Annotated in this window: 12 protein-coding genes and 1 pseudogene; 7 read left to right on the forward strand and 6 right to left on the reverse strand. The window is 62.4% G+C overall.

Annotated elements, in window-relative coordinates:
* Positions 1-7 precede the first annotated feature (7 nt).
* Positions 8-688, reverse strand: coding sequence for a RadC family protein (radC, locus tag I8746_RS14450; protein ID WP_088512617.1), 681 nt, complete (start codon positions 686-688; stop codon positions 8-10).
* A gap of 126 nt (positions 689-814) precedes the next feature.
* Here radC and coaBC point away from each other — a divergent pair, with 126 nt between their 5' ends.
* The 4 genes and pseudogenes from coaBC (at position 815) to argB (ending at position 4,935) form a co-directional block, all read left to right on the forward strand.
* Entirely contained in the window at positions 815-2,026 is a 1,212-nt protein-coding gene (coaBC, locus tag I8746_RS14455) for a bifunctional phosphopantothenoylcysteine decarboxylase/phosphopantothenate--cysteine ligase CoaBC (protein ID WP_003253409.1), read from the forward strand.
* Positions 2,027-2,031: 5 nt separating this feature from the next.
* On the forward strand, positions 2,032-2,487 hold the full coding sequence (gene dut, locus I8746_RS14460) for a dUTP diphosphatase (protein WP_003253408.1): 456 nt from the start codon (positions 2,032-2,034) through the stop codon (positions 2,485-2,487).
* A 144-nt stretch (positions 2,488-2,631) separates the two neighbouring features.
* Positions 2,632-3,999, forward strand: a pseudogene (locus I8746_RS14465) (phosphomannomutase/phosphoglucomutase); the annotation flags it as partial.
* 30 nt (positions 4,000-4,029) lie between these two features.
* Entirely contained in the window at positions 4,030-4,935 is a 906-nt protein-coding gene (argB, locus tag I8746_RS14470) for an acetylglutamate kinase (RefSeq protein ID WP_004575216.1), read from the forward strand.
* A 158-nt stretch (positions 4,936-5,093) separates the two neighbouring features.
* Here argB and pyrE read toward each other — a convergent pair whose 3' ends face one another.
* Positions 5,094-5,735, reverse strand: coding sequence for an orotate phosphoribosyltransferase (pyrE, locus tag I8746_RS14475; protein WP_003253405.1), 642 nt, complete (start codon positions 5,733-5,735; stop codon positions 5,094-5,096).
* Positions 5,736-5,815: 80 nt separating this feature from the next.
* Between pyrE and I8746_RS14480 the strand changes: the two genes are divergently transcribed.
* A complete protein-coding gene (locus I8746_RS14480) occupies positions 5,816-6,595 on the forward strand; it encodes an exodeoxyribonuclease III (protein WP_003253401.1) in 780 nt (259 codons plus the stop codon).
* 33 nt (positions 6,596-6,628) lie between these two features.
* On the opposite strand, the gene I8746_RS14485 is transcribed toward I8746_RS14480, so the two are convergent.
* Together I8746_RS14485 and rph are read right to left on the reverse strand one after the other, a co-directional pair.
* Positions 6,629-6,997, reverse strand: a complete 369-nt coding sequence (locus I8746_RS14485; protein WP_003253399.1) for a DUF4870 domain-containing protein — start codon at positions 6,995-6,997, stop codon at positions 6,629-6,631.
* A gap of 23 nt (positions 6,998-7,020) precedes the next feature.
* Positions 7,021-7,743 (reverse strand): ribonuclease PH, encoded by a 723-nt coding sequence (rph, locus tag I8746_RS14490; protein ID WP_003253397.1) that lies wholly within the window; start codon positions 7,741-7,743, stop codon positions 7,021-7,023.
* A gap of 228 nt (positions 7,744-7,971) precedes the next feature.
* Here rph and I8746_RS14495 point away from each other — a divergent pair, with 228 nt between their 5' ends.
* Positions 7,972-8,835: a YicC/YloC family endoribonuclease gene (locus I8746_RS14495; RefSeq protein WP_003253395.1), complete on the forward strand. Its 864-nt coding sequence runs from the start codon at positions 7,972-7,974 to the stop codon at positions 8,833-8,835.
* Between the two features lie 13 nt (positions 8,836-8,848).
* On the forward strand, positions 8,849-9,469 hold the full coding sequence (gene gmk / locus I8746_RS14500) for a guanylate kinase (protein ID WP_003253393.1): 621 nt from the start codon (positions 8,849-8,851) through the stop codon (positions 9,467-9,469).
* A gap of 528 nt (positions 9,470-9,997) precedes the next feature.
* Here the strand turns inward: gmk and I8746_RS14505 are convergent.
* Entirely contained in the window at positions 9,998-11,539 is a 1,542-nt protein-coding gene (locus tag I8746_RS14505) for an APC family permease (protein ID WP_003253391.1), read from the reverse strand.
* 119 nt (positions 11,540-11,658) lie between these two features.
* Positions 11,659-12,426: a gamma-glutamyl-gamma-aminobutyrate hydrolase family protein gene (locus tag I8746_RS14510; RefSeq protein WP_012054103.1), complete on the reverse strand. Its 768-nt coding sequence runs from the start codon at positions 12,424-12,426 to the stop codon at positions 11,659-11,661.
* Between the last annotated feature and the right edge of the window lie 2 nt (positions 12,427-12,428).

Below are 12,428 nucleotides of genomic sequence, written 5' to 3' on the forward strand. Positions count from 1 at the left end.
TAGTCCCTCAGGCCACAATCCACCCATGCTCGACCATCGACAACGGCTCCCCATCACCAATGATGATGTGATCCAGCACCCGCACATCAATCAACGCCAGCCCCCGCTTCAACGACAGGGTCAAATGCACATCGTCCTGACTCGGTTCACTGATCCCTGAAGGATGGTTGTGGCACAGGATCAATGCCGCAGCGTTGTGCACCAACGCCCGCCGCACCACCTCTCGCGGATAGACACTCGCCCGATCTATCGTGCCCCTGAACAGGATCTCGAATGCCAGTGGCCGGTGCTTGGTATCGAGAAACAGACACCCGAACACCTCGCTGGCCTCATGCCTGAGCATGGCTTTCAAGTAGCGTCGCACCGCTGCCGGGCTGTCCATGGCAGACTCCCGCTCAATCGACGTTGCAAGGTGCCTGCGGCCGATCTCAAGCAGTGCCTGCAGCTGGCTGTACCTCACCGGGCCCAACCCGAGCTCGCCGACGAAGGCCTCGCGGTCGGCCTCCAGCAACCGGCGCAAGCTGCCGAACTTCACCAACAAGCCTCGCGATAGCTCCACGACATTGCGCCCACGTATGCCTGAGCCGAGAAAAACGGCCAGCAGCTCCGTATCTGTCAGGCTCCCTGCCCCGCGCTGCAACAACTTCTCCCTAGGCCGTTCTTCCGCCGGCCACTCCCTGATGTTCATTCCGCCCCTGCCTTTGCTGCGGCCCATTTCGGCCCTGTGTTAATCTATTTCGCCTCGTACATGCGACGTTCCGCCGCAGGCATTTTCAAACGTCGCCGCCCGCTCTCACTGGAAAAAGGCAAGCCTATGCAGCGGCTGTATCGCAAGCGCATCGTTCTCGGCGTGGGTGGCGGCATTGCCGCCTACAAAAGCGCCGAGCTGATTCGCCGTCTCCTCGAGCACGGCGCGCAGGTGCGCGTCGTCATGACACGGGGTGGTGCCGAATTCATCACCCCGCTGACCCTGCAGGCGCTGTCGGGCCACCCCGTGCACATGGACCTGCTCGACCCGGCCGCCGAAGCAGCCATGGGCCATATCGAACTGGCCAAGTGGGCGGATCTGGTGTTGATCGCCCCTGCCACCGCCGACCTCATGGCACGCATGGCCCAAGGCATGGCAGACGACCTGCTGACCACGCTGGTGCTGGCCACTGACGCCACCGTCGCCGTGGCGCCGGCGATGAACCAGGCCATGTGGCGCGACCCGGCCACCCAGGCCAACCTCGAGCTGCTCAAGAGCCGTGGCATTCAGGTGTTCGGCCCGGCATCCGGCAGCCAGGCCTGTGGCGACGTCGGCCTGGGGCGCATGCTGGAAGCCACCGACCTGGCCTGGTGCGCCGCGGAAAGCTTCAAGCGCCAGGCACTGACCGGCAAGCACGTGCTGATCACCGCCGGGCCGACCCAGGAAAACATCGACCCGGTGCGCTACATCACCAATCATAGCTCCGGCAAGATGGGCTTCGCCCTGGCCGAAGCGGCCGCCGAAGCAGGGGCTCGGGTGACCCTCGTCACGGGCCCTGTGCACTTGCCAACCCCTGACCGGGTCAGCCGCATCGACGTCGTCAGCGCGCGAGACATGCTCGCGGCCTGTGAAGCGGCCATGCCGTGCGACCTGTTCATTGCCTCGGCAGCGGTTGCGGACTACCGCCCCGAAGTCGTTGCCACACAAAAACTGAAGAAAGATCCTACGACCGGCGACGGCATGCTGCTGCAGATGGTGCGTAATCCCGATATCCTTGCCACCATTGCTGGCCGCGCCGACCGCCCGTTCAGCGTCGGCTTTGCCGCCGAAACCGAGCACCTGCTCGATTACGCCACGCGCAAGCTCAAGGACAAGAACCTCGACCTGATCGTCGCCAATGATGTGGCCAACCCCAGCATCGGCTTCAACAGCGAAGAAAATGCCTTGACCGTGATCGACCGCCAGCAGCACCAGACCCTCTTCGCGCAGACCAGCAAGGGCAAGATTGCCCGGCAACTGGTCGCCTTCATCGCCGAACGGCTTAACCAGGTTCAATAAGTTACATGCACGCTCTTCAAGCCAAGATCCTCGACCCACGCCTGGGCAGCGAATTCCCGCTACCCGCGTACGCCACCCCCGGCTCCGCCGGCCTCGACCTGCGCGCCCTGCTCAAGGAAGACACCCTCCTCGAACCGGGCCAGACCATCCTGATTCCTACCGGCCTGTCGATCTACATCGGCGACCCGGGCCTGGCGGCAGTCATCCTGCCGCGCTCGGGCCTGGGCCATAAGCACGGCATCGTGCTGGGCAACCTGGTCGGCCTGATCGATTCGGACTACCAGGGCGAGCTGATGGTGTCGTGCTGGAACCGCGGCAACACGCCGTTCACCATCGCGGTTGGCGAGCGTATCGCCCAGCTGGTGCTGGTACCGGTGGTGCAGGCTCACTTCGACATCGTCGAAGCGTTCGACGAAAGCCAGCGTGGCGCTGGCGGCTTCGGCCACTCCGGCAGCCACTGAGCCGGCAAATGACCGTTCAGGCCAAGGATGGCGAACTCTCTGGCGAAACCACCGTCCAAGCGTTCAGTTTGCGCCTGCCCAGAAAGCCTTTGACTAATGGAGCTTCCAGAGATGAACGACATGGCCCACCTGGTCCCCGCCGCATTGCCCGACAGCATTTTCCGCGCATATGACATACGCGGCGTGGTCGGCAAGACCCTTCACGCCGAAACCGCCTACTGGATCGGCCGCGCCATCGGCGCGCAAAGCCTGGCCCAGGGCGAACCGCAGGTTTCGGTAGGGCGCGATGGCCGCCTGTCGGGCCCGATGCTGGTGGAACAGCTGATCAAGGGCCTGGTCGATGCGGGCTGCCACGTCAGCGACGTCGGCCTGGTGCCTACCCCGGCGCTGTACTACGCAGCCAACGTGCTGGCCGGCAAGTCCGGTGTGATGCTGACCGGCAGCCACAACCCTTCGGACTACAACGGTTTCAAGATCGTCATCGCCGGTGACACCTTGGCCAACGAACAGATCCAGGCCCTGCTGACCCGCCTGAAAACCAACGACCTGACCCTGGCCCAAGGCCGCGTGGAGAAGGTCGAGATCCTCGACCGCTACTTCCAGCAGATCGTCGGCGACGTAAAGCTGGCGAAAAAGCTCAAGGTGGTGGTGGACTGCGGCAACGGCGCCGCTGGCGTGGTTGCACCGCAATTGATCGAAGCCCTGGGCTGCGAAGTGATCCCGCTGTTCTGCGAGGTCGACGGCAACTTCCCCAACCACCACCCGGACCCGGGCAAGCCGGAGAACCTCGAAGACCTGATCGCCAAGGTCAAGGAAACCGGTGCCGATATCGGCCTGGCCTTCGACGGTGACGGCGACCGCGTCGGCGTGGTGACCAACACCGGCAGCATCGTCTACCCCGACCGCCTGCTGATGCTGTTTGCCCAGGACGTGCTGTCGCGCAACCCGGGCGCCGAGATCATCTTCGATGTCAAATGCACCCGCCGCCTGACCCCGCTGATCGAACAGCACGGTGGCAGCGCCTTGATGTGGAAAACCGGCCATTCGCTGATCAAGAAGAAGATGAAGCAGACCGGTTCGCTGCTGGCAGGCGAGATGAGCGGTCACATCTTCATCAAGGAACGTTGGTACGGTTTTGACGACGGTATCTACAGCGCCGCGCGCCTGTTGGAGATCCTCAGCAAGACCCAGCAGAGCGCCGAAAACCTGTTTGCCGCCTTCCCGAACGATATTTCCACGCCGGAAATCAATATTGATGTGACCGACGAGGGTAAATTCAGCATCATTGATGCACTGCAACGCGACGCCGACTGGGGCGAAGCCCACCTGACCACCATTGACGGTGTGCGGGTCGACTACGCCAATGGCTGGGGCCTGGTTCGCGCCTCCAACACCACCCCGGTGCTGGTGCTGCGCTTCGAGGCCGACAGCGACGCCGAGTTGCAACGTATCAAGGATGTTTTCCGCACCCAGTTGCTGCGGGTAGAGCCTGAGCTGCAACTGCCGTTCTGACCGACTATCTGTTCCTTACAGGAGCCCTGCATGACCCTCGATCGCGATGCCGCTTCCCATGTAGCCGAGGTTTTGTCCGAAGCACTGCCTTACATCCGCCGCTTTGTCGGCAAGACCCTGGTGATCAAGTACGGCGGCAACGCGATGGAGAGCGAGGAGCTCAAGACGGGCTTCGCCCGTGACATCGTGCTGATGAAGGCTGTGGGCATCAACCCGGTGGTGGTCCACGGCGGTGGCCCGCAGATCGGTGACCTGCTCAAGCGCCTGTCGATCGAAAGCCACTTCATCGACGGCATGCGCGTCACCGATTCGGCGACCATGGACGTTGTGGAGATGGTGCTGGGCGGCCAGGTCAACAAGGACATCGTCAACCTGATCAACCGCCACGGCGGCAGCGCCATCGGCCTGACCGGCAAGGACGCGGAGCTGATTCGCGCCCGCAAGCTAACTGTCAGCCGCCAGACGCCTGAGATGACCACTCCGGAAATCATCGACATCGGCCACGTGGGCGAAGTGGTGAGCGTGAACACCGACCTGTTGAACATGCTGGTGAAGGGCGACTTCATCCCTGTCATCGCGCCAATCGGCGTGGGTGCCAACGGCGAGTCGTACAACATCAACGCCGACCTGGTGGCGGGCAAGGTGGCCGAAGCGCTGAAGGCCGAGAAGCTGATGCTGCTGACCAACATCGCCGGCCTGATGGACAAACAGGGTCAGGTGCTGACTGGCCTGACCACCGAGCAGGTCAACGAACTGATCGCTGACGGCACCATTTATGGCGGCATGCTGCCGAAGATCAAGTGCGCGCTGGATGCGGTGCAGGGCGGCGTGAACAGCTCGCACATCATCGATGGCCGCGTGCCGAATGCAGTGCTGCTGGAGATCTTCACCGACAGCGGCGTGGGCACCCTGATTACCAACCGCAAGCCGCGCTGATTGATCGGTTAGCCTGCACTGGCCTCTTCGCGGGTAAACCCGCTCCTACAAAGGAAATCCCCATGTAGGATCGGGTTTACCCGCGAAAGGGCCAGATCAGGCGGCACAAAAAAGGCGACCCTCTGAAGAAGGTCGCCTTTTTCATTCCTGGGCCAGGATCAGATCCCGTACTGCGCCCGGTAGGCCTCGACAGCCGGCAGATGCTGTTTCAGCTGTGGATCGTCAGCCAGGAACTCCAGCACCTGGGTCAGCGAAACAATGCTGACCACCGGGATACCGAAGTCGCGTTCCACTTCCTGGATCGCCGACAGTTCGCCATTGCCGCGCTCTTCACGGTTCAGCGCGATCAGTACACCAGCGGCCTTGGCCTGCTGGGCGTTGATGATCTGCATGACCTCACGAATGGCGGTACCGGCAGTAATCACGTCGTCGATGATCAGCACGTCACCGGCCAGCGGCGCGCCGACCAGGCTGCCACCTTCGCCATGGTCCTTGGCTTCCTTGCGGTTGAAGCACCATGGCACGTCCAGCTGATGCTGGTCGGCAAGGGCCACGGCGGTAGTCGCCGCCAAAGGGATACCCTTGTAGGCCGGGCCGAACAGCACATCGAACGGGATCTTGCTGTCGACGATGGCGGCGGCGTAGCAACGGCCCAGTTCAGCCAGGGCGGAACCGGTGTTGAACAGGCCGGCATTGAAGAAATACGGGCTGGTACGCCCCGATTTCAGGGTGAATTCACCGAAACGCAGTACCCCGCGATCGATGGCAAAACGGATAAAGTCGCGCTGATACGGCTGCATGAATAGTCCCGGACACCACGGATTTAGCTAAATGGGTTGAGCTCGGGTATCATACACGCACGAGATTTATGGGGCCATTTATGCGGATCATCAGTGTGAACGTAAATGGCATTCAGGCTGCGGCCGAGCGTGGTTTGCTCAGCTGGCTGCAAGCCCAGAATGCCGACGTCATCTGCCTTCAGGATACCCGCGCCTCGGCCTTTGAACTCGACGACCCAGCTTTCCAGCTCGATGGCTATTTCCTTTATGCCTGCGACGCGGAGGTGCCTGCCCAAGGTGGTGTGGCCCTTTACTCGCGCATGCAGCCCAAGGCAGTCATCACCGGCCTGGGCTTCGAGACAGCCGACCGCTACGGGCGTTACCTGCAAGCAGATTTCGACAAAGTCAGTATTGCCAGCCTGCTGCTGCCTTCGGGCATGAACGGCGACGAAGACTTGAACCAGAAGTTCAAGTTGATGGACGACTTCGCCAAGTACCTGGACAAGCAGCGTCGCAAGCGTCGCGAATACATCTACTGCGGCTCGTTCTACGTGGCGCAGCAGAAGCTCGACATCAAAAACTGGCGTGACAGCCAGCAGTCGCCAGGCTTCCTGGCGCCAGAACGCGCCTGGATGGATGCAATCACTGGCGAGATGGGGTATGTCGATGCCTTGCGCGAAGTCAGCCGTGAAGGCGACCAGTACAGCTGGTGGCCAGACAACGAGCAGGCCGAGATGCTCAACCTGGGCTACCGGTTCGACTACCAGATTCTCACCCCGGGCCTGCGCCGCTTCGTACGCAACGCTCGCCTGCCGCGTCAGCCACGCTTCTCCCAGCATGCGCCGCTGATCGTCGACTATGACTGGACGCTGACCATCTAAAAGGCCATTGGGGCTGCGTTGCAGCCCCAATGGCTATTTGATCGGCCGCCAGATCATCGGGTAGCGATAAGGCTTGCCCTCATTCGCCCGCACCGCCGCAATGATGATCAATATCATCACTGCCACCGTGAGCATGGCAAACAGCACCAGCCCGATAAACACGAACATCAGCAGAAAGCAGATGAACCCGGCAATGGTCACGCTGATTTGAAAGTTCAGCGCCTCTTTGCCCTGGGCGTCGATAAAAGGGTCTTGCTCGCGCTTGAGGTGCCATAGCACCAGCGGGCCCAGCAGGTGCCCGAGCGGCACTACCAGGCCCAACAGCGCGGAGAGGTGGCAGAACATCGCCCATTGCCGGATTTCGGCATTGGGCGGGGTGATCGACAGGTTCGAATCGCTCATGCCCCGCACCTCCGTGGCTGGCTTCAGTCAGCCAGTGCTGCCTGCTGCAGCTCGAAAATCTCGTTCATGCCCTTCTGCGCCAGAGCGAGCATGGCGTTGAAATCTTCCGGCTGGAACGGTGCGCCTTCGGCAGTACCCTGCACTTCGATGAAGCCACCAGCGCTGGTCATGACCACATTCAGGTCGGTTTCGGCTGCGGAGTCTTCCAGGTAGTCCAGATCAAGCACGGCTTCGCCCTGGTACATGCCTACCGACACGGCAGCGATCATGTGCTTGAGCGGGTTGCCGCCCTTGAGGCCGCCGCGCTTCTTGATCACTGCCAAAGCGTCGCACAAGGCAACCATGGCGCCGGTGATGGACGCGGTACGGGTACCGCCATCGGCCTGGATCACGTCGCAATCGACGTACAGGGTGATGTCACCGAGCTTGCTCATGTCCAGCGCGGCGCGCAGCGAACGGCCGATCAGGCGCTGGATTTCCAGGGTGCGGCCACCCTGCTTGCCACGGCTGGCTTCACGCTGGTTACGTTCGCCGGTGGAGCGCGGCAGCATGCCATATTCGGCGGTCAGCCAGCCTTGGCCCTGGCCTTTGAGGAAGCGCGGTACACCGTTTTCAACGCTGACCGTGCAGATGACTTTGGTGTCACCGAACTCGACCAGTACCGACCCTTCGGCGTGCTTGGTGTAGTTGCGGGTGATGCGGATCGAGCGGAGCTGATCGGCAACGCGACCACTTGGACGTTTCATCTGGGATACCTGTACTGGGACTTTGAATCTGCCGAGCATTATAGAGCCCGCAGCCCGGGGAAGACATGCCTATTGTCGCGCCCGGCACAGCCCGTCGCCTTTTCCTACCGCAGTAGCCACCCGTCGGTAACATAGGCGGATTGGGCGCCACGGCGACACTGCGCTACAATCCTGCGCCTTGCAGCCGAGAGGCTCCCACCGTTCATTCATCTACGCGAGGTACTCCCCATGGTGCACAGCATGACCGCTTTTGCTCGTGTCGAGCGCGCCGGCAGCCAAGGCACCCTGGTCTGGGAGCTGCGTTCGGTCAACCACCGTTACCTGGAGCCGCACCTGCGCCTGCCCGAGGCCCTGCGCGACCTCGAAGGCGGTGTACGTGAAGGCCTGCGCCAGGGCCTGTCACGCGGCAAGGTGGAATGCACCTTGCGCCTCAACGAAGACAGTAATGGCAAACCGCTGAAAGTGGACCATGAGCGCGCCAAGCAACTGGTTGCCGCCGCCGAAGAAGTGGCGGGCCTGATCAAGCAGCCTGCCCCCCTGAACCCGCTGGAAGTGCTGTCATGGCCAGGCGTGCTGGTGGCCGACACCAGCGACCCACAGGCACTGAACGCCGAAGCCATGGCGCTGTTCGACGAAGCGTTGGCCGAACTCAAGGCCGGGCGCCAGCGCGAAGGCCAGGAACTGGCGCGGCTGATCAACGAACGCCTGGACAACATGGCCAGCGAAGTCACGACCCTGCGCGCCCTGGTGCCGCAGATGCTGGCGGCGCAGCGGCAGAAGATTCTCGACCGCTTCGGCGACATGCAAGCCGAGCTGGACCCACAGCGCCTGGAGCAAGAGATGGTACTGCTGGCCCAGAAAAGCGACGTGGCAGAGGAGCTCGACCGCCTCAGCACCCACGTCACCGAAGTGCGCCGCGTGCTCAAGGGTGGCGGCGCCGCTGGCCGGCGCCTGGACTTCCTGATGCAGGAGCTCAACCGCGAGGCCAACACCCTTGGCTCCAAGGCCTTCGACCCACGCAGCACGCAAGCGGCGGTCAACCTGAAGGTACTGATCGAACAGATGCGTGAACAAGTACAGAACATCGAGTAAGGCCACCCCTACCATGAACCACAGCAGCGGCACCCTCTACATCGTTTCGGCCCCCTCGGGTGCCGGCAAGACCAGCCTGGTCACCGCCCTGACCAAAGACGACCAGCAGATTCGCGTCTCGGTCTCGCACACTACCCGCGCCATGCGCCCGGGCGAGCAGCACGGGGTGAACTATCACTTCGTCGTCCACGAGGAGTTCAAGACGCTGATCGCGCAAGGAGACTTTCTGGAGCATGCCGAAGTGTTCGGCAACTTCTACGGTACTTCGCGCAGCGCGCTGCAGCACACCTTGGACCAAGGCTACGACCTGATCCTGGAAATCGACTGGCAAGGTGCCCAGCAAGTGCGCAAGCTGATGCCACAGGCGCTGTCGGTGTTCATCCTGCCTCCAAGCCAGGAGGCGCTTCGCCACCGCCTGGACGGACGCGGGCAGGACAGCGAAGAGATCATTGCCGGGCGCATGAAGGAAGCGGTCAGCGAGATGGTGCACTACGACGAGTATGACTACGTGATCATCAATGATGATTTCGACGCGGCGCTGGCAGACTTGAAAGCGGTGTTCCGCTCGAATCGGCTGCTGTTGAAGAAGCAGCAGCAGCGTCATGCGGCGCTGCTGAAGCAAATGATCGGCTAAAGATCGATGGGGGCTGCATTGCAGCCCTTCGCGGGCACGCCCGCTCCCACGGGTTAATCACTGCCTTGAGGCTTGTGCCACACCTTTGGGAGCAACTGTCTTGCTCAATTTCTAAAAGCTGGCGCGATCCGAGTGGGAGCGGCCTTGTGTCGCGAAAGGGCCGCGAAGCGGCCCCCGCATTATTTGCATCGACGCTGAAATCCCGGGGCTGCTGTGCAGCCTTTTCGCGACACAAGGCCGCTCCCGCAAGGACTGCGCCAGGCTTTAGATGTGGACGGCGACTTTTAGGGCTTCCAGCGCCGGTTCGACCTTGATGCCCAGCACTGCCGCCAGTCCATTACCCGTGCCAGGTCCTGCTGCCCCACCATGACCATCTGCAGTTCATACCTGTAGGAAACAACGGCGACCCTAGGTTTGATGAGTGGGTTTGCGGTGATGATGTTTCTCGATACCGCGCTGGGCTGAGGCTGAGCACCGGCCTGTGGGAGCGGGCGTGCCCGCGAAGGGCCGCAGAGCGGCCCCATTGGTTTATTCCTGCAGTGGCAAGGTAGCCTGCTGACGCAGGGTAGCCCCGAGGAAGTACGCCGGCGCACGCATGCGCGACAGCATCATCAGGCCGATACCAAGCACCGAGATGATCGCGGCAATCACGAACACCAGCCCCAGACCGCCCACATGCGAGCCGCTGCCGAAGTCCGGCGACGCGCTGTCGATGGCGGTACGCACGAAGATCACCGACAAGATCACCCCACCCACCAGCGGGCACAGGCCGCGCATGATGAAGTGGCGCAGGCTGTCGAACAGGCTGCCGCGGAAATACCAGACGCAGGCAAACGCAGTCAGCGAATAGTAGAAGCAGATCATCATGCCCAATGCCGTGATGGTATCTGCCAGCACGTTCTCGCTCAGCGTACGCATGGTCACGTAGAACAGGCCTGCGGCCAGGCCGGCGCAGATGGTGGCATAGCGCGGCGTTTGCGAGCGCGGGCAGACGCTGGCGAACTTCTGCGGCACCGCGCCGTAATAACCCATGGCCAACAGGGTGCGCGCCGGCGCCACGAAGGTGGACTGCAGCGACGCCGCCGTACTGGCCAGCACAGCGATGGACATCAGGATCGCCAGCGGCCCCATGACCGGGCCGGCCAGGTGGGCAAAGACGTTCTCCTGGATGCGTGGGTTGTTCAGGCCCAGGCCCGTTTCACTGATACCGGCAAACTGCAGGGTGGCGATGGCGGTGAACAGGTACAGGCCGAGAATCAACATCACGGTCCAGGTAGCGGCCTTGCCCGGCACCTCTTCGCTGCCCACCGATTCTTCACTGACGGTCAGGCAAGTGTCCCAGCCCCAGAAGATGAAGATCGACAGTGACAGGCCAGCGGCAAAGGCCGAGAACGACTCGACACCGAACGGGTTGAACCAGGCGAAATCGAACGCCAGCGGTGGCGGCGCGGTGGTGCCGCCGAAAGCGGCGAAAGCAAAGCCGATCAACACCAGCAACTGCAAGGCCACCAAGCCGTACTGCACAGTCATTGTGGTGGCGATACCCCGACAGCAGATCCACACTGCCAAACCAATGAACACGCAACAGGTAACGATGTTGATCAACAGGTTGTCGGCCAACGCTGCCAGCTCATGCTTGCCGGTGATCTGGCCAAGGAACAGGTAGAAGAAGTCCACCGCCACACCTGCCAGGTTCGACAGCACGATCGTGGTGGCAACCACCAGTCCCCAGCCGCCGATCCAGCCGATCATCGGGCCGAATGCACGCGCCGACCAGGTAAACGAAGTCCCGCTGTCCGGCTCCGCCGAGTTCAGCTCGCGATAGCCCAGGGCAACCAGCAGCATCGGCAGGAAGCCCACGATGAACACGGCCGGCAGGTGGGCGCCCACCTCACGCACGGTCGGGCCAAGGGCCCCAGTCAGGGTATAGACCGGGGCGATGGTGGAAATGCCCAGCACCACGCTGGCCAGCAGGCCCAAGCGGCCCTTGGCCAGGCCTTTGCTGCGCTGAGTGTTGCCCGCGTCGGCCGCCACATCGGGTGGGCGGCCGGCTTCTGTGTAATTGCTCATGAGTATTTGCCGTAAATTTTGGAATTGTTTTAACAAGCCTTGGGTACAAGGCTCGCTTTCACTCATTGAAAGCTTGCTATCGGGGACGAGTCATCCGAGACCTTCGGCTGACGCCAGAATCATTCCTGCCGTGAGCCCTCCCGTGCTGCGTAGGCATTGCAGGCCTCGCGAAACGCCTGAAACAGACGCAGCGAAACCGGGTTTTCGTTGAAGCGCCACTCCGGGTGCCACTGCACCCCGAGCACAAAGCCCGGTGCCGCAGGCATGGACACCGCCTCGATCAGGCCATCCGGGGCCCGTGCCTCGACGCGCAGGCCTGGGGCCAGACGGTCGATGCCCTGGCTGTGCAGCGAATTGACCTCGAACTGCGCCGCCAGGCCCAGGCGCTCGAACAACCCGCCAGGCTCGATACTGACCGAGTGACGAGGGCTGTATTGCACCTCCAGGGGGGCATCCTCGGGTTCGCGGTGGTCAAGGTAGCCTGGCAGCTCCTGCACACGCTGGTGCAGGCTGCCGCCAAGGGCCACGTTCAGCTCCTGGTAGCCTCGGCAGATGCAGAATACGGGCACACCGACGGCAATGGCTGCCTGCAGCAGCGGCAGGGTCAGGCGATCACGCGCCAGATCATGCCGGGTACCCGCCACACTGGGGGCGCCATTGTAATGATGCGGCTCGATATTTGAAGGCGAGCCGGTAAAAACAATGCCGTGCAGGCGGGCCAGCAGCGCTTGCGTGTCGCTGCCGCCATCACGGGCCGGCAAGATCAGTGGCAAGCCGGCAAAGCCGGCTGCCTCGACATACTTGTCGCCGACCGTGTGCGAGGAGTTCTTCCCTACCTGCTGACGGCAGGCGCTGACACCGATCAAAGGGACCGCATTTGCGCTCATGG

Origin of the sequence: Pseudomonas sp. USTB-Z, assembly GCF_019691255.1 — a bacterium.
GTDB lineage: Bacteria > Pseudomonadota > Gammaproteobacteria > Pseudomonadales > Pseudomonadaceae > Aquipseudomonas > Aquipseudomonas alloputida.